A 17,324-nucleotide genomic window follows, 5' to 3' on the forward strand; every position below is an offset into this window, starting at 1 on the left:
AAAGCCGCCCTAGGCACGAAGCCTTTTCGTGCCGGGACGGCGAAAATTTGATTGCGTCGTTTGGGTTTATACTTGCAGCTGCTTCAGATGATAGAATTCGCCTTTGCGCGCGATCAGTTCGTCGAAGGTGCCGACCTCGGCGATGCGGCCCTGCTTCATGACGACGATGCGGTCCGCGTCGCGGATGGTGGAGAGCCTGTGCGCGACGATGAAGGTCGTGCGCCCCTTGATCAGCTCCTGCATCGCCTTCTGGACGTGATACTCCGACGCGTTGTCGAGCGCGGACGTCGCTTCGTCGAGAATGATGATCTTCGGGTCGCGGATGAGCGCCCGCGCGATCGCGATCCGCTGCCGCTGGCCGCCCGACAGCTTGCCGCCGTGCTCGCCGACCTTCGTATGGATGCCGAGCGGCTGCCGGTCGACGAACTCGGCGAGGTTGGCCATTTCGATCGCCTTGCGGATCTGCTCGTCCGTGATGTCCGGCAGCCCGTACGTGATATTGTCGCGGATCGTCCCCGAGAACAAGATGTTCGTCTGCGGCACGACGGAGAGGAACTTGCGGTACTCCCGCAGATCGATGGCGCCGAAATCGACCCCGTCGATCGTCAGTTTGCCGCCGGTCGGCTGCAGGAAGCCCGTCACAAGGTTCAGAATCGTGGATTTCCCCGCGCCCGATTCCCCGACGAACGCCACGCACTCGCCCGCCCGTACCTGAAGCGTTACCTCTTCGAGCACATGATGCTCGCTGCCGGGATAGACGAGCTGCACGTTGTCGAAATCGATCTGTCCGTTGATCTGCGTCAGCTTCAGCTTGCCGTGGTTCTGCTCGATTTCCTTGGAACGGAGAATCTCCGTGATGGAATGGATGGATTCAAAGCCCTTCGCGAGGTTCGGATACGTCGTGATCAGCGCGGTAACCGAACCTAGAATCATGCTGAAGAAGCCCTGGTACATGACGATATTGCCGACCGGAATGCTGCCCTTGTAAGCCAGGTAGGCCGTGAACATCAAGCACAGCACCTGAAACAGCTGGAATACGACCCAGTTGGATGCCCCGAAGTACGCTTCGATAATGTCCAGCCGCTGGCCTTTGCCCTGCAGCTTGTGAAGCGTGCGGTCGATGCGCTCGATCTCCACGTTTTCGAGTCCGTGCGCGCGCGTCACCGGGATCATCTCGACCATCTCGGACATTTTGGAGGACATCTTCTCGATTTCCTTGCGGAATTCTTTGTTCGTCGAGGTGATCTTGCCTTTGAAGATCCGCACGAGCAAAATCGCCGCCGGAATGGTCAGCACGAAGAACATCGATACCGACCAGCTGTTGTACGCGGTCATGATGATCGCGATGATGATATTGAAGATCGCGGGCAGCAGCGCCAGCATGACCTGCTTGGACAGCTGTTCCACGGCCTCGACGTCCCGCAGCACCTTCGATTGCAGGCGTCCGGCCTGCAGGTCGCGGTGGTAGGTGATGGACAGCTGCTGCAGCTTGCGCACGAGCGCGCTGCGGATGCCGGCCTCGACGTGGCGGATGGCGCGGCTCATGAACGACACGTACCAGGTATGCGTCGGAATGTTCTGCAGGATGATGACGGCGATGACCGCGAAATTAATCCATAGCCCGCGCATCGCGTGCGCCCCCGGATGGCTGACGATGTTGATGATATTCGCCGTCACGACCGGCAGCACGAAGATCGGCATGCTTTTGATCAGATAAAACAGCACCGAGAGCGACAAGTTCATAAAATTCCCTTGGTACAGCGAGATCAGAAACTTGACGGTGCTCTGCTCATCCTTCTCGGCGACCTGCTGGAACGTATGCTCGTAGCTTAAGGCGCCGGCCTTGCTTCTCTCAATTCTCTCCATCTGCGGTGTCCCGTCCTTCTGCGCAAAATCAATTCATAGTCACTCGCAATAGTAAGGCATAAGCGGCGGTTTTGTAAACGCGTGTTTAAGAAAAATCGACGAAATTCACCGTTGTCCGACTTCGCGGCATTCGGCAGCCAGGCTTATCGTTCGGGACGAACACATAATTCTTGGCCATCGTAATCCGCCCATAAAAACAGACCAACCGGCAAAGGCCGGTTGGCCTGATCATAGACGACCTGTTCTATCGCTTAGTCGAAGATGAAATCGCGATCGTTCAGCGGCTCGACGTGAATCGTCCGCACGTAACCGTTCCCCTTCTTGGAGAAGAAGTCATGCTGTTTCGTCTTCGTGCTGATGCCGTTGAATACGATCGGATTGATGTCTTCTTCGGGAAACGCGGGATCGAGTCCCAGATTCATCATCGCTTTATTGGCGTTGTAGCGAACGAAGGTCTTCACCTCGTCGACCAAGCCGACCTCGGCGTACAATTCCTCGGTGTAGGCCATCTCGTTCTCGTGCAGGAAATGCAGCAGGCCGGCTAACGTATCGCTCGCTTCGCGACGTTCTTCCTCGCCCAAGCCCGCGAACGCTTCCTGCGCGAGCACGCCGACGTAGACGCCGTGGATGCTCTCGTCCCGCAGGATCAGGTCGATGATCTCGCCGCTGCTCGTCATCTTGCCTTGGCCGGACAAATACAACGGATAGAAAAATCCGCTGTAAAACAAGTAGCTTTCCAGCAGCACGGAGGCCGCCATCGCCAGATAGAGGCTTTTGCCCGACGTGATGTTCTTGTAGTAGCGGGAGATTTCCTCGGCCTTCGTCTGCAAGAGCGGGCTCGCTTCCACCCAGCGAAAGACCTCGTCGATCTCCTCCGTCGTCGCCAGCGTGGTGAAGATGCTGCTGTACGATTTGGCGTGGATCTGTTCCATCATTGCCATGAACCCGAGCACGGCCTTGCGCTGCAAGCCCTCCACATGCTCCAGGATCTTGGGCATGCCGACGCCGCCTTGCACGGTATCGAGCAGCGTCAGCCCGCCCAGCGCCTTCATATATAATGTCCGCTCCGCGTCGCTTAGCTCGATCCAAGACATCTTGTCGTCGGACAGCGGAATCTCGTCATCGGTCCAAAACTGCATAATATTCTGGTTCCAAAACATGCTCGTGAAATCGTCGTCCGGACGATTCCAATTCACGGCTTTCATAGCGCACATACGTGCCATTCTCCCCTCGTCGGCTCAATCGTCCTCCGGATCACACGGCGCAGCTGATGCATTCCTCGACGGAAAGCATGTTCGTCCGCGTGTAATACAGCGACTTCAATCCCTTCTTGGCCGCGTAAACGTAGTACCGGGAAAGCTCCCGGGTCGAGACGTCGCTGTTGACGTGCAATATCGTCGAGATCCCTTGATCGACATGCGTTTGAATCTCGGCAATGAGATCGATGACCTTGAATTGGTTCATCTGGTAGGCCGACTTGTAATAGAAGAAATTGTCCTTGCTCAAGTACGGCATCGGATAATAGGTCGTAGAGTTCGCGTACGTGCGCGTCTCGATCGGCTCGACGATCGGCATCACGCTGCTCGTTGCGTTCTGCACGTACGAGATGCTTTGCGTCGGCGCGACCGCCAAGCGGTAGGCATGGTACAGGCCGTGCTGCTCCACCAGCGCCTGCAGCGCGGCCCAGTCGTCCGGAGTCGGAACGTCCATGCCGGCGAAGAGCTCCCGCACCTTCTCCGTCGACGGCCTGTAATCCGTCTGCTTGTACCGCTCGAAATAAACGCCGTTCGCGTAATCGGAGCGCTCGAAGCCGGCGAAGGTCTGCCCTTTCTCGCGGGCGATCTCCATGCTGGATTCCAGCGAGTAATAGTTCAGCATCATAAAGAACGTCCGGGCGAAGTCCAGCGCTTCGGCGCTCTCGTAGGCGATGCGGTTTTTGGCCAGGTAGCCGTGCAAGTTCATGGCGCCGAGACCGACCGCGTGCATCTCGTCGTTCGCCTTCGCGACGCCGGGCGCGTTGTCGATGTTCGTCATGTCGCTGACGGCCGTCAGCGCGGTGATTCCTTCGTGCACGGACTCGCGGATCTTGCGGAGATCCATGACGTTGACAATGTTCAGCGACGCCAGATTGCAGCTGATATCGCGGCGAATGATGTCCGCTTGTCCGTAATCCGTAATCTCCGACGTCTCCTGGAATTGAAAGATTTCCGTGCATAGATTGGACATCTTGATCTTGCCGATGCCGCCGAGGGCATGTCCGCGATTCGCGTTCGAGCGGTTCATGATATAAGGATAGCCGGATTCCAGTTGAATCGTGGCGATTTTGGTCAGCATGTCCCGTGCACTGAGCACGGCTTTCTTCTTCACGCGGGGATCCGCCAGCAGCGTATCGTACATCTCGTCCATGTTCATGTCGTCCAGGTGCTCGCCGTAGGCTTTCAGGACCGAATGCGGGCCGAAGACGTGCAGCGCTTCGCCGCGCTCCGCCAATTCATAGAATTTGTTCGGAACGATCAGGCCGATCGACAGCGTCTTGAGGCGCGTCTTCTCGTCGGCGTTGATTTTCTTGCTGTCCAGGAACTCCATGACGTCCCAGCCGAAAATGTTGTAGTAACCGGCGCCCGAGCCTTTGCGCTGCCCCATCTGGTCCGCATAGGAGAAGGCGTCCTCCATCAGCTTCAAGACCGGCATGATGCCTTTTGCCGCCCCTTCGACGCCTTTGATCGGCTCGCCGCGACCGCGCAATTTGGACAAGTTGACCGCGACGCCGCCGCCGATCTTGGACAGCTGCATGCAGGTGCTGAGGACGTAATTGATCGAATTCAAGGCATCGTCCATCTCGAGCAAGAAACACGATACCAGCTCGCCTCTGCGGCTCTTGCCGGCATTGAGGAAGGTCGGCGTCGCCGGCTGCACGCGCTGCTCCATCATCGCCCCGGCCAATTTTTTTGCCGTACCGGCGTTGCCCTGGCCCAGATGAAGCGCGACGATGGCCACGCGATCCGGATAATGCTCCAAATACAGCGACTTGTCGTCGTTCTTCACGGCATAGTCGGTATAGAATTTCGATGCCGCCATATAGGATTGGAAGCGGAAATCGCTGCCGTGCGTCAGGGCGTATACCTCGTCCACCTCTTGCGCGGTATAGCGCTCGTAGACGTTCTCGTAGTAATCGTGCTCGATCATGTACCGGACCTTCTCCGCCGTGTTCGCGAACGTCAGGCTTTTGCCCGCGACGTCCGCCATGAAGGCTTCGACCGCCTCAAGGTCTTTGTCCAATTGGAAAAATCCATCCGCGTCCCGCTGCATCAATAGATTGTTGAGTTCAATATGCCGCAATGGTCTTCACCTCTCTCAGAAAGTTTTCGACGTCCCGGCCGGTGCCGGCCATTTCGAACTTGGACAACACGGGCACGCCGTACATGCGTGCGATATGGTCCGCGCTCTTCGCGAAACCGTTTCCCCAATTCCGATTGCCGCTGGCCGATACGCCGAGCATGTTCAGATGGTTTTTTTGGAGGAAGGACAGCACCTTCGCCGGCGGGCTGCCAAACCCCGTCGTATATGTAACGAGCACGAACGGATCTTCAAGCACCGTCGAATCTTCGATTTGAACCGAAGGGAGATCGATTTTTTGGATGAATCGCTTGACATTGCCCGTCCGTGAATCATAAGCGATCAGCATGATTGATTTCTCCTTTGCCAAGTACAGTGCAAGCAACAACTATATATAGAGTGTATTTAATAATCTATATCAATATGTTGTGCTTGTCAAACAAAATAACGTGTCCACTTGTGACAGATTCCAAAACGGTCCGGCCCCGCTAACGAGGATGCCGCCTGCAGCCTGCAATGGCGCGGAAAAAAGATGACTTCGCATGGAAGCCATCTATCTGCGACTCTATGATCCATGAAGACATGACATGGGGGGACTGGCAGGCGAATGCCGACTTGAAGGCGGGGACAATCGGATGGATGCTGCGATGACGATCATCTTCGGTACTATCAATAAAATTAATCTATAGTCAGAATAAAATATAAAAAATTCCATTTATCGATCGACGCATATATACTACGGATAAATCCGAGTTTAAGAGGAGGACCGCGCATGCATCCGTTGTCGGAAGTATTCCGCCGTTATGCCGTCCATCACTTCAGGACGTCCAGTCCGCTGTACGAGTGCCTCTCGCTCGCCGCGGCGGAGGATCCCGGGCTGCTGGAGCTCGCCGCCCAGGCGGGCCCCGGGCAGCCCCAGCCGAATATGCTGTTCGGCGCCGTTCAGTATCTGCTGCTGCGAGGCGTAGATCATCCGCTCCGGCATTTCTATCCGAGCCTGACGAGCAACCCCGGCGATCCCGCGCTCGCGGTCGCGCCGTTCAAGGATTTCTGCCGGGCGTACCGGGACGCGCTCCTCCCGCTGCTGCGCGGCAACCGCGTCCAAACGAACGAGGTGAACCGCTGCGCGTACCTGTATCCCGCCTTTTGCCGGATCTATCGGCAAGCGGGCAGACCGCTTGCCCTGATCGAAATCGGCACGAGCGCCGGTCTGCAACTGCTTTGGGATCAGTACGGCTACTCCTACGGAACGGGCGAGGTCTACGGCGGCACGAGCGCCGGGCTGCATCTGAGATCGGAGCCGCGCGGCGGGATCCTGCCTGCCCTCCTCCGTCAACCCCCTCCCGTCGCCGACCGCGTCGGCATCGACCTGCATGTCGTCGACGTGAAGCGCGCGGACGATAATGCGTGGCTGCAAGCGCTCATCTGGCCCGAACACCGGGAACGCCGGGTCAATCTGGAGAAGGCCGCAGGCTGCTTGAAGCGCCGTCCGCCGCGGCTGATCGAAGGCAATGCCGTCGGGCTGATCGCCGGCACGGCCGCGGCCATGCCGGCGGATGCCGCGCTGTGCATCTACCATACGCATGTCGCCAACCAGTTCTCCGCCGACGCGAAGCGCGAATGGCTGGAACAGATCGAAGCGATCGGCAGGCAACGCGATCTCTATCATCTCTATAATAATATCGGCGACGCGAATCTCCATCTGGATGCTTACGAAGGCGGGACGGTGCGGCACGCCGCGCTCGCCGAGACGGAAAGCCACGGCCGCTGGTTCAAATGGCTGGCCGCGCCTTGAACGGTGACGTGCTGCGTGCTGCGGTCTGCGCCGGCCGCCTGACCGGGGCGACAAGAAGTGCTAGCGAAGCAGGGCATAGCTGGAGAAGGCAAGGCTTGGCATGGGAAAGCAAGGCGAGGCGTAGCAAGGAGCGCAAGACATTGCAAGGAAGGCAAGACGCAGCGAGTCAAGTCGCAGCAAAGCAATGCAGCGCCAGGCACGGCTAATTAAGTCATGGCAAAGCAAAAAGGCACGGATGGAACATCCGTGCCTTTGGCCGCTGCCTGCCGAAGCAGGCCCCGCGCGCCGACCGTTCAATCTTCGAGTTCGTCGCGCTGGACCGGCTTCGAGAGCGAGGTGCCGGTGAACCGCTTCCGGTAGGACAAGGGCGTGATGCCGACATGGTCGGCAAAGGAACGCGAGAAATGCGGCGTCTGCTTGAAGCCGGTCTCGTCCGCGATCCGCGAGATGGGCCAGTTCGTCTTCATCAGCATCAGCTTCGCTTGATCCATCCGGTAAGAGAGCAAATATTGCTGCGGCGTGCAATCGAACACTTCGCCCATGCAGCGCGCGATATAATTGGGATGCAAGCCCATCGCCTCGCCTAGCTTGCTGTTCGTCACGGTCGTACGGAAGTTCATTTTCAGATAGGCGGCCGCTTCCTCCGCGACCGAGATCGGCGCTTTGGCGGCATCGCTGCGCCAGCCCTCGTCGAACAGCTGCAGCAGATGAAGGAACCATTGCTGGCGCTGCCAGAACGCGGCATGCGACGTGCCGAGCGCCGCGTCGTGCAGCTTGCCGAACAAGGAAATCGCTTCCTCGGGATACGCCACCGTCATCGTCTTGGGCAGCCGGATCGCGTAGGAATAATAATCCCCGCGAAGCGAGCCGCAGTTGCTGCCGTCATGCTCTTCCCACGGGCCGGCCGTCTGGAAATGCACCCAGTCGAATACCGTGTCTTCCGAGCAGGGCCGGGTCGGGTAATGCCACAGATCCGGCCGCAGGATGAGCATCTGCCCGGGTCCGATCTCCCAGGAGCTGGATTCCTCGCCGACATGCAAGGTGCCGCTGTGAACGAAAAGCAAATCGAACACGCCGATGTTCCGGCGATTCGGATGCTCGCCGCCTTTCGGATACGTTCCGCGATTGGACTCGATGAAATAAGGCAGCGGCGGAGATAAAAAGGTAAGCAGCGGTTCGGACGACAAGCTGAAAGCCTCCCTGTTGATCTGAGCGAAAGTAGTCGTGTTGCCCGTTTATTTTATCAGACATATCCGGCGCGAGGAATACTAAAAATACGCGATCCGCGTAAAATTTCCGGGAACGGGTCCACGGAACGAAAACCTCCGGGCGAACGACCGGTACGGAAGCCCCAATCTTGCGCGGGGCGGTCCTCTCGCCGGAACTCTATGATAGAATGGATAGGGATTCGATAGCATAGCGACAAATCACGACATCGCAGAGGAGCTGGAACCGTGCAGCATAAAAGCAGCCATATCTCGTGGCAGAACTCCATGATCGCCAGGCAGGACCGTCAACTTAGAAACCGTCACAACAGCTGTACGCTCTGGTTCACGGGCCTCTCCGGCTCGGGTAAATCGACGCTCGCGTTCGCTTTGGAGCAGGCGCTTCACGCCCGGAACGTCGCTTCTTACGTCTTGGACGGGGACAATATCCGGCATGGCCTCAATCGCGACCTGGGGTTCTCGAGCGACGACCGGAAAGAAAACATTCGCCGGATCGGGGAGGTATCGAAGCTGTTCGTGGACGCGGGCTTGATCGTCTTGTCGGCATTCATCTCGCCGGACGAGCGGGACCGCCTGATGGTCAAGGAGATGTTTCAGCCGGGCGATCATATCGAAGTCTACGTGAAATGCTCGCTCGCGGAATGCGAGAAGCGGGATCCGAAGGGCTTGTACAAGAAGGCAAGAAGCGGACAGATCAGCAACTTCACGGGAATCGACAGCAAATACGACGTTCCCGGCAGCCCGGATCTGATCATCGATACGGAGCATATGACGGTCGACGAGTCGCTGGCCGCCCTGCTCGCTTATTTGGAGGATCGGAACTATCTCGCAAGCCGTTGACGGCATCAAAAGCCTCGGCCTGGGGATCGTTACCGTAGATTAGAGGATGGATAAATAAAGAGGTGCACGCTTAGGCGTGCACCCCGGCTTGAAACTCCAACAGTTTGCTGAACGTCCCCTTGGTATCCGCGGAGAGCTGCTGAAACCCGCCCCGCTGGATCACCTGCCCGTTTTCCAAGACCAGCACTTGATCCGCGTTCCGAATGGTCGACAACCGATGGGCGATGACGATAATCGTCGTTCTGCCCTTCAGCCGATCCAGCGCGGCTTGGATCTTGGCCTCGTTCTCGCTGTCGAGCGCGCTGGTCGCCTCGTCCAGGATCAGAATCGCGGGCTTCCTCAGGATCGCCCGGGCCAGCACGATCCGCTGCCGTTCCCCTCCCGAAAGCCTCACGCCGCGGTCTCCGAGGACCGCATCCAGCCCCAAGGGCAAATTCCGCACGAATTCGGCCGACGCCGCGAACTCCAGCGCTTCCCACATCTGTTCCTCGCTTGCCTCGGGCGAAGCGATGAGCAGATTTTCCCGGATGCTCGCATGGAACAGGAACGGATCCTGCGAGACGTAGCTGACCGATCGCCGCAGCGAGAAGCCGTCGTCATGGGCAAGGCTTTCGCCGTCGACCAGCACTTCCCCTTCCTCCGGTTTGATCAGCCCGATCAGGATATCGATCAACGTGCTCTTGCCCGCGCCCGATTTGCCGACGATAGCCGTCATGCTGTTCACCGGGATCGACAGGTTGATATTCCGCAGCGCGTAGGCGGAGCCGCCCGCGTCGTACCGGTAATGGATGCCGCGGCATTCGATGCCTTGCTTCATGCGCACGCGGCTGCCCTGCGGCACGTTGTCGAGGTCGTCGAGCTCCCGCGCCAGCGCGCAATCCCTTTGCAGGTCCGCAAGGCTCTTGAAGGCGGGCAGCGATTGGGCGATCTGCTCCCAGTTCGCCTGCAGCGTCGAGAACTTCGGCCACAGCCGGGAGAAGATCACGATGATCAGCACGAGCTTCTCGGCCGGGATATGGAAGACCTCCAGCGACAAGAACACGAACAGCGAGATCAGCACGACGGAGGCGACCTTGTAGACGTACTGGGAGGCGGACTGCGTCTTCCCGAACTGCACGAGGTTCTTCTCCATCTGGCCGGAGAGCGCGCGGAACCACGTCAAATGCTGCGATTCCGTCATGTTGCTCTTGATGTCCTTCATCCCGTTGAAATGATCGGTCATCCCGCCCATGTAATTTTGCGCGAGCTCGGTGGTTTCGTCCCCGATGGATTTCGATTTCTTGATGAACTTGCTCGAGTACAGCGCCACCGCCACGCCGCAGATCAAGACCAAGGCCGTCAGCTTGACCGACAACCACAGCGCGAAGCCGATCTGAACGGCGGTGAACAGCAGCGTCGTGATCAGGCGCAGGGCGAGGTACGTGCTCACGCTGACGCGCATCAGCTCGTTCGTCATGACATGGGTGAAATCGGACCGTCTGTTGCGCAGAAAGAACGCCCAGTCCGCCCGCAACAAATCTTGATAGATATCTACGCGCAGGTAGCGGATGAAGCCGTGCTGGATTTCGAGATTCAGATTCGTCTGTTTGCGCTGCATGAGCGCCTGGCCCGAGATCAAGAGAATGAATCCGCCTAGCAGGACCGGCAGTCTCGCCCCTTCCGGGATCGCCTGCAGCGGCTTCTCCAGATACGACACGAACGGCAATCCGCTCGTATCCATATGGAAGATCCCGATCAAGCCGAGCGCGGGAACGAGCAGGAAGATGCCGATGCCCTCCAGAAAGCTGATGAGCGTCATGCCGATCAGATTGCCGTAAAGCTTCATTCCGGCGAAATCGCGCAGTTTATTGATGTATAGCAGCAGATGCCTCAAATCCGATCTCTCCTTATCCGTCGTTATCGGCGGGGAATCTTTATGCTTCCTGCTTCATCTGCCGCCACAGCCACACGAACGGCCGTAAGGGAAAATACAGAAAATGCAGCGATTTCGGCAGCGGCAGCGCCTCCGTGTCCCGGAAGCTGGGATAGAGCTGGCTGATCATGTAAACCGACTTTTGACGGTTCGTCTTCAAGGCGAACAAATAGCGTTTGTACGTTTTGTCCAATTCCTTGTAGCCCGGCCCCGGCGTGAACGAAACGATGTCCCGGATAAAATAAAGCGAGCGCGCCGCCAATTCGCGCGGATGCCCGCCCGCAAGCATCGGCTCCGCTTCGCGCGGAATCGGCGTATTGAACAAGCTCGCGACGAGCGTCAGCGCCTGCCCGCCCAGATGCAGGCATTCGTAACGGCGCATCAAGGGGATGAGCATGCCGTAGTCCAGGCTTCGTCTAACCATCCGGTCGATGTCCGCCAGCCAGCGGAGCCGGAACCAGCCATGACGGGCGCCGTGCGACACGAGATACATGAAGAGGTCTTCGCTTCCGAGCAGATAGATTTCCTCGCGGGATAACGGGCTGCGCCTTCTCCGCGCCCAAAGCTCCTCGAACGGCGGTTCCTTCCCCATGTCGGAATTGAGCCGCCAATGCACCTCCACCTGGATTCGCGTCTGCGGATGCGTAAAGGAAATATGATGCGTTTTCCATTTCCAGTTGAAGACGCGCGGAACGCTCGAATCGCTCTCGTAGCCGAGCGCCAGCAGCAGCTTCTCGGCAGGCTCGACCTCGGCCGTCGGAATGAGAATATCCAAATCCTTGGACGTCCGGAGCGAGAGATCCCCGTACAGATCCTTGGCCAGCACCGGCCCTTTCAGGACCAGCGGCGGGATCCCGCTCTCCCGGAACGACTTGCATACCCGCTCCATCTCCCCGCTCAGCCGCAGCATTTGGAACGCGTTTTGCATGAAATCGGAATGAAGGACTTGCAGAACATCGGCAGGAATCAATTCGCCGGCTTTCTGATCGGCATACAGCTTCGGATAGACCCGATGATGACGGGCCAGCTTCACGAATTGATTCCAATCGATGTTCGGCAGCGATGGGTGAACCGATTGCCCCGCTTGCGTATCGGCGCCCGTCCGCATGAACGCCAGCATGATGTGCAACTCCTCCGGAAAAGCGGTCAAATCAAGCGTACAATCGTTATCCATAATCAGCACCTTCCATCCTCTCCGTACGTTTATCCGTCCCGAACGCGGCCACCATGGTGAACTTGCCCATCTCCTCGGCGCCGGTCACGTAGAACGGCCCGCTGCGCAGCCACGCGTGCGCGACCAGCTTCCCGTCCGGGTCTCTTCCCGTTCCCAGATAAAGCGTGCTCCCGATCCGCCGGCGGTCCAGCATTTTTTTGGCGGCGATCGCCCTGACCAGGCACTGGCTTTCCCAGATCGTATGGCGGCTCATGGTCCCGACCGCCTGCGCCACCCGCCGGATCGCTTGCTCGTCGGCCGGCTCGCGCTCGAACGGCGTTTCCAGCATCCGCCTTCCCAAGGAAGGCGCGATCCGGGAGAACGGCATCGCCTTCATCATGCGCGCCACGCCCAAATAAACAAGCGCTTCCAGCATGAGACGCTTCTTTCCCCCCGGCAGCGACAGGAATTTCGACAGCTTACCCTTCACCGTTCCGAACCTCGATCAGCTCTTCCTCCTGCAGGTTCTTCAGGAAGGCGGCGACCTGTTCCTCGCAAGCCGAGCGATCGACGTCGTATTCGGAGACCAGCTCGTCGACCAGGCTGCTTACCGGAATCGGCGAGGCGATCAGTTCCCATACTCGGCCGCCGACCGCGCCAAGGTTGAAGTATTTCCCGGAATTCACGGAGAACATGACCTTCTCCCCGTTCATGTCGCTGACGACGCTTCCTGCCGATTGAACGACCTTTTGCCCGCCGTGGATGGTTTTCGTCATTTGTTATCTATCCCTTCTCTTATGGTGTGGATGATCGCGGCTGCCAGGCTATTGACCGTGAAGACTTCCGGCGGCCTGCCGAGCTGGTGCATGTCCATCCGTTCGGCAAAGCCCGCCGCCGTCTTGAAGTGCCACGTCTCCAAGCCGAGCCGATGGATGAGCCTGTTCCGGTACGTGTGGACCATCATGACGCGCAGCCGCTCGAGATTCGGCAGCCGGACGACGCTGATCTCGCCCCCGCTTGATCGGAGCAGCTCGAACGCGCCCGCGAGCGGAACCGGCTTCTCGCAAAATCGCGCGGCCACCGGAACGGCGTATTTGGTCGTTTCCCGGTAAACCGGGCGATAATTCCCGCCGCTCCGGTTCATGCCGAGCTGATCTAGGCTTTCCTGCCACAACTTCTGCTGGGGATAGGCCGGCGCAACGACCGCCGTCCCGTCGTTCGCCGCCGTCACCGCAATGACGTCGTCGCTGACGAGCCGATAGCCTCCGCTTACGAACGCGGCCGCCAACGTCGATTTCCCCGCGCCGGAGTCGCCCAGGAACGCATACGCCTTGCCGTCGATCTCGACCGCGCTCCCATGCAGCGGCAGCACGCCCCGGATCATCAGCAACGCGCCCATGCAGGTGCCCAGCAAGTACACGCGCACTTTCTCCGGATCCGCTCCCGCAAGCGGGGAAACCGTGATCTTGCGGCCGTCCTCGATGCAATAGAAAGCCGTATCCGGAATCAAAAACAAAAATCGGTTCTCGATGCGCGCAAAATTGCTGCCCGCGTGCTTCAGCGCTTCCAGCAAGCCGTCCGGGCTGCCCGTCGCGATGACGACGTCCGCGTCCGCGCCGTCCTCCGCCGGAACGGATAAGGGCAGCTCGGGCAGCGAAATCTCGCTCGCTATCCGCAGGCCGAAGGCCTTGTAAATCGTTTGCCGCACGGTCGATATCAATTCGCTTCGCCCCTTTCGTCCGTATAAAAAAAAGAAGGTGCCTTATACAATCCGCGAACGGATTGTATAAGGACACATGAATCAAAGCGAGCTTTTAACGCGAACCTAGCTCGGGTTGTAGATGTCCATATCGTCTGTCGTCAAGAAGTCGATCACCGTATTGCCTTTGCCGTACATCGTTTCGCTTACGTTCAGCGCCTCCAAAGCAGGAGCAAACCATTCTTTTTTCGCTTGGTTTTCCATGTGTTTTCACCTCCCTTCATGTGTTTCGCGCGCCTTACGCCATCCGCTTCAGGAACCGGTAAATGATCAGGCTGCGCATCAGCATCCGCATCTCCGGATGGAACGCATGCTCCGGACGCGGTTCGCCGCCGAGCCGCGAGACGGCTTCCTTGATCCGGCCGACGTGGAGATAATTCGACGCGACGGGATCGGCGCACAGCCGGTGCAGCTCGTTCTCCAGCGATTGCCACGCCGGGATGATGCGGTGCACCCAATCCGCGCCCTGAATGCCCCGCACGCGCTGGTTCAGCCTGACCTCGTCGGGCAAATAATGCTTCGTCGCCCTCCGGATCAGCGCCCGGTCCAGGCCGTTGCGCACGTACTGCTCCACCGGCACCGAGAAGCAGAACCGGACGACCCTGGGGTCGCAGGTCGGGTCTCGCTCCCAGGCGCCGTAGCGCAGGGACAGCTTCGTGGCCGACGAGCCGTTCTTGTTGCCGACCGCCAAGCTTTGCAGCTTGTCCTTCCGCAGCTCCAGCGGATCGGTGATCGCGGAGCCGTTCGCGCCGAGCCGGCTTTCCTGCAGCTTGGCGAACACGTCGGTCCGCTTGGCGAAATCGGGGTGGATGAGCATGCCCGGAATCTCGCTCCCGGCGTCCGGGGCCGCATGCTTCGCCAGCATGGGGAACGCTTCCTTGCAGATGACGGAGAGCAGCCGCGAGCCGGGGATGCCCTTGTTGGCGCTGTACAGCCGGAGCTCCCGCATGAACTGCAGCCACTTCATCTTCCGGAGCAGCAGCGCGTAATAGTAGACCGCCGGTCCCCACGAGATCGTGAAATTCCCGCGCGCTCCTGTCAGCAGCACGCCCGCTCCCTGCCCGCCGGCCTGCTCGTACATCCCTTTCAGCCAGAAGGAGTTCTCGAAGAACTTATAAGGCGTCTCCAGGATGTCCAGCCAATCGTCCACTTGGGACATCGGGCTGATCCCCTCGAAGTCCAGGTAACGGTCCGTGATGTTCCCCGCGTGGCGAACCGTCGCTTGAATGTACCGGGTCTCGTCGGCGGTCGCGCTCTTCGGCGTCCAATCGGCGAAGTCGCTCGTCGGGACGTAGCTGTACGTATGCAGCGACTTCCCTTCGCTTCGCAGCGCGCGCGCCGCGAAGCTGGCGACCGCGCCCGAATCCAGGCCGCCGCTTAAGGTCGCCGCCACATGGCGGTGCGTCCTGAGCCTCGACTTCACCGCTTCCTCGAATACGTCCCGGAACGCTTCCTCGTACTCGCCGTCCGACTTCAGCCGCAGCATCTCCTTCGGCTCGAGCGATCCGTAACCGGACAGCGTCATCTTCCCCTCCGAGACGATGAACGTATGTGCCGGCGGCACTTGATGAATGTGCCGGTACGGCGTCGATCCGACGTCCGTGGCTTCGTACATCTCCGGGATGGCCATGAACTCCGCGAGCCATGTCTCGTACAGCTCCTTCGTCACGTCCGGCAGCGCGAACAAGGGCGCCATCGTCGTGCCGAAGGCAAATCGCCGGTCATCGCGATGGTAATACAGGCTGCGATAGCCGAGCAGGTCCCTGGCGCCGAACAGCAGCCGCTGCTTCTCGTCCCAGATGACGAACGCGAAATCGCCGACCAGATGTTCCGGCGCCTCGCGCCCCCATTTGCGGTAAGCGAGCAGGATCAGTTCGCTGTCGGTCATCCGCTTGCGAAGCGGCGAATGAACCTGCAGCAGATCGAATAATTCCGCGCGATTGTCGATAATCGCATCCGCGGCGATCGCGAGTCCGTTCTCCGGATCGTAATAGGGCATCCGTTCGCCGACGGACTCGGGCGTGATCCACATGGCGCGGCAGCCGAGAAAGACCGGGCCGTCCGTCCAACTCTGCACGTCGTCCGCGGCGTACGCCTGCATCGCGTCCATCATCGCTTGACCGTCCTCGAAGCCGGCGTGCTGCCCGTCGAATCTGAGCAATCCGGCAATCGCGCTCATTTCTTGCCTCCGCCGTTGGTCAAGTAGGACGAGGCCAAAGACGACAGCCGGTTGCCGAAGGGAATGAGCGATTTCACCCGGTTGATCTTCCGGTTCATCGTATCGAGCCGCGATTTCAACTGCCGCTGCTCCATGGCGCCGATCTCCAACCGTTTCTCGAGCGCGCGGATCGTAATCTGCAGCTGCAGCGTATCCGGATGAGTCCGGCTGTCCGCGACCGGTTCGCCGCGTCCCGGCAGGAACAACCTTCTTCCCGCGGCCGGCTTGGAGGTCATCGTATAGCCTTCCTCCCATCCGCGCCCCGCCGCGTCCGTCAATTGCTTGGCGCGCAGCGCGAGCAGCTCCTCGTCCGGTTCCATGCCGAAGCGCACGCCCGTCAGCTTCTCGGCCTCTTCCAGCTGCTCGGCGTAGCCGAGGTCGTGGAAGATCCGCGCCCCGAGCACCCGGACGTACAGCTCGATCTCCCGCTTGTCGAGCACTTCTTTCCAGATGGAAACGGAATCCTGATTGGGCGCCGTATGGTTCGCCACGAACGGATCGCCTACCCCCATGCTGAAATACAGATCCGACTTGGCGGTGTTCATCGCGTTGCCGTACGTCTCCATGCCCGCCTCGTAGTCGCGGCCGAGGAATCGGCACACCTCCGCGAGCTGCGTCTTGGGATCGGCCACCAATTTCTCGTAATGCAGCCGATGCGCGTAGGGACTGTCCGTGGCGAAGTAGTCGCAGTACCGGAACAACCCGACGGTGAGGTCGGCGATCTTCATATCGAAGGCCGGATTCCGCAAGCCCTCCGCCAGATCGAAGCCCTTGCCGCCCCTGTGCTTATCCACCTTTTTGTACGAGGAAAGCACCGCGAGCGGGTTCCGGATGAGCCAGATCCGCTTGGATTCGGGAAACAGCGCATCCAGGAATTCCAACAGATAGTAGTACCGGGGAGACTTGTCGATGACCAGCTCCGCGCCTTCGCTGCTTTGCAGCAAGCCGTTGTACACCTGAAGCGCAAATGCCCTGCATGCGTCCTCGAAGGTTTCATGCGGCAGGACGCCATTGTAAAATTGGTTGATGATGCCCGTTCCGCCGTACGCCCTGCGCTGCGGCGCGAGCAGATCGACCAGGCTCATCAAGAACCACATTTCCTGCGTGGCGAACATTTTGCTGTGATTTTGGAGCATCACCGTTGCCAATGAGCTGCCGCTTCTCGGCGTGCAGAGCAAGAAGACCAGATTGTTGCCGTTCGAATCGACCAAAGCACCCT

General features: G+C 59.2%; 15 protein-coding genes. 2 read left to right on the plus strand and 13 right to left on the minus strand.

Features of this window, described 5'->3' with window-relative positions:
* Nucleotides 1–66: 66 nt before the first annotated feature.
* The 4 genes from AC50YL_RS12485 to nrdI form a co-directional block, all read right to left on the minus strand.
* Nucleotides 67–1,866 (minus strand): ABC transporter ATP-binding protein, encoded by a 1,800-nt coding sequence (locus AC50YL_RS12485; RefSeq protein WP_494832284.1) that lies wholly within the window; start codon nt 1,864–1,866, stop codon nt 67–69.
* A gap of 251 nt (nt 1,867–2,117) precedes the next feature.
* Nucleotides 2,118–3,080: a class 1b ribonucleoside-diphosphate reductase subunit beta gene (gene nrdF, locus AC50YL_RS12490; RefSeq protein ID WP_494832286.1), complete on the minus strand. Its 963-nt coding sequence runs from the start codon at nt 3,078–3,080 to the stop codon at nt 2,118–2,120.
* Between the two features lie 40 nt (nt 3,081–3,120).
* Nucleotides 3,121–5,205 carry a class 1b ribonucleoside-diphosphate reductase subunit alpha gene (gene nrdE / locus AC50YL_RS12495; protein ID WP_494832287.1) on the minus strand — a complete coding sequence of 695 codons (2,085 nt, stop codon included), beginning with the start codon at nt 5,203–5,205 and terminating at the stop codon, nt 3,121–3,123.
* Nucleotides 5,192–5,551, minus strand: coding sequence for a class Ib ribonucleoside-diphosphate reductase assembly flavoprotein NrdI (gene nrdI, locus AC50YL_RS12500; RefSeq protein ID WP_494832288.1), 360 nt, complete (start codon nt 5,549–5,551; stop codon nt 5,192–5,194). The genes nrdE and nrdI overlap by 14 nt, the downstream gene beginning before the upstream one ends.
* Nucleotides 5,552–5,974: 423 nt before the next feature.
* Here nrdI and AC50YL_RS12505 point away from each other — a divergent pair, with 423 nt between their 5' ends.
* Nucleotides 5,975–6,997 (plus strand): DUF2332 domain-containing protein, encoded by a 1,023-nt coding sequence (locus AC50YL_RS12505; protein WP_494832289.1) that lies wholly within the window; start codon nt 5,975–5,977, stop codon nt 6,995–6,997.
* Between the two features lie 293 nt (nt 6,998–7,290).
* On the opposite strand, the gene AC50YL_RS12510 is transcribed toward AC50YL_RS12505, so the two are convergent.
* Nucleotides 7,291–8,184: a helix-turn-helix domain-containing protein gene (locus tag AC50YL_RS12510; RefSeq protein WP_494832290.1), complete on the minus strand. Its 894-nt coding sequence runs from the start codon at nt 8,182–8,184 to the stop codon at nt 7,291–7,293.
* 267 nt (nt 8,185–8,451) lie between these two features.
* On the opposite strand from AC50YL_RS12510, the gene cysC reads away from it, so the two are divergent.
* On the plus strand, nt 8,452–9,063 hold the full coding sequence (gene cysC / locus AC50YL_RS12515; RefSeq protein ID WP_494832292.1) for an adenylyl-sulfate kinase: 612 nt from the start codon (nt 8,452–8,454) through the stop codon (nt 9,061–9,063).
* 70 nt (nt 9,064–9,133) lie between these two features.
* Here the strand turns inward: cysC and AC50YL_RS12520 are convergent, their stop codons facing one another.
* The 8 genes from AC50YL_RS12520 to AC50YL_RS12555 all read right to left on the minus strand — a co-directional run bounded on the left by AC50YL_RS12520 (nt 9,134) and on the right by AC50YL_RS12555 (nt 17,316).
* Nucleotides 9,134–10,936, minus strand: a complete 1,803-nt coding sequence (locus AC50YL_RS12520; protein WP_494832294.1) for an ABC transporter ATP-binding protein — start codon at nt 10,934–10,936, stop codon at nt 9,134–9,136.
* A gap of 40 nt (nt 10,937–10,976) precedes the next feature.
* Complete coding sequence (locus AC50YL_RS12525) at nt 10,977–12,095, minus strand: nucleotidyltransferase domain-containing protein (RefSeq protein WP_494832296.1); 1,119 nt, start codon at nt 12,093–12,095, stop codon at nt 10,977–10,979.
* A gap of 46 nt (nt 12,096–12,141) precedes the next feature.
* Nucleotides 12,142–12,564, minus strand: a complete 423-nt coding sequence (locus AC50YL_RS12530; RefSeq protein WP_494832574.1) for a lasso peptide biosynthesis B2 protein — start codon at nt 12,562–12,564, stop codon at nt 12,142–12,144.
* A 43-nt stretch (nt 12,565–12,607) separates the two neighbouring features.
* Nucleotides 12,608–12,904, minus strand: coding sequence for a lasso peptide biosynthesis PqqD family chaperone (locus AC50YL_RS12535; RefSeq protein WP_494832298.1), 297 nt, complete (start codon nt 12,902–12,904; stop codon nt 12,608–12,610).
* Nucleotides 12,901–13,848, minus strand: a complete 948-nt coding sequence (locus AC50YL_RS12540; RefSeq protein ID WP_494832299.1) for an HPr kinase/phosphorylase — start codon at nt 13,846–13,848, stop codon at nt 12,901–12,903. Before AC50YL_RS12540 ends, AC50YL_RS12535 begins: the two co-directional genes overlap by 4 nt.
* A gap of 105 nt (nt 13,849–13,953) precedes the next feature.
* Nucleotides 13,954–14,091, minus strand: coding sequence for a paeninodin family lasso peptide (locus AC50YL_RS12545; protein WP_494832301.1), 138 nt, complete (start codon nt 14,089–14,091; stop codon nt 13,954–13,956).
* A gap of 34 nt (nt 14,092–14,125) precedes the next feature.
* Nucleotides 14,126–16,066, minus strand: coding sequence for an asparagine synthase-related protein (locus tag AC50YL_RS12550; protein WP_494832302.1), 1,941 nt, complete (start codon nt 16,064–16,066; stop codon nt 14,126–14,128).
* Entirely contained in the window at nt 16,063–17,316 is a 1,254-nt protein-coding gene (locus tag AC50YL_RS12555; RefSeq protein WP_494832303.1) for a sulfotransferase family protein, read from the minus strand. The genes AC50YL_RS12550 and AC50YL_RS12555 overlap by 4 nt, the downstream gene beginning before the upstream one ends.
* Nucleotides 17,317–17,324 lie beyond the last annotated feature (8 nt).

Source organism: Paenibacillus sp. J22P277 (genome assembly GCF_059383675.1).

Excerpts from the sequence above, each read along its gene's own strand:
- AC50YL_RS12485 (WP_494832284.1), bottom strand. The coding sequence starts at position 1,866 with ATGGAGAGAATTGAGAGAAGCAAGGCCGGCGCCTTAAGCTACGAGCAT.
- nrdF (WP_494832286.1), bottom strand. The coding sequence starts at position 3,080 with ATGTGCGCTATGAAAGCCGTGAATTGGAATCGTCCGGACGACGATTTC.
- nrdI (WP_494832288.1), bottom strand. The coding sequence starts at position 5,551 with ATGCTGATCGCTTATGATTCACGGACGGGCAATGTCAAGCGATTCATC.
- AC50YL_RS12505 (WP_494832289.1), top strand. The coding sequence starts at position 5,975 with ATGCATCCGTTGTCGGAAGTATTCCGCCGTTATGCCGTCCATCACTTC.
- AC50YL_RS12525 (WP_494832296.1), bottom strand. The coding sequence starts at position 12,095 with ATGCTGGCGTTCATGCGGACGGGCGCCGATACGCAAGCGGGGCAATCG.
- AC50YL_RS12530 (WP_494832574.1), bottom strand. The coding sequence starts at position 12,564 with ATGCTGGAAGCGCTTGTTTATTTGGGCGTGGCGCGCATGATGAAGGCG.
- AC50YL_RS12535 (WP_494832298.1), bottom strand. The coding sequence starts at position 12,904 with ATGACGAAAACCATCCACGGCGGGCAAAAGGTCGTTCAATCGGCAGGA.
- AC50YL_RS12545 (WP_494832301.1), bottom strand. The coding sequence starts at position 14,091 with ATGGAAAACCAAGCGAAAAAAGAATGGTTTGCTCCTGCTTTGGAGGCG.
- AC50YL_RS12550 (WP_494832302.1), bottom strand. The coding sequence starts at position 16,066 with ATGAGCGCGATTGCCGGATTGCTCAGATTCGACGGGCAGCACGCCGGC.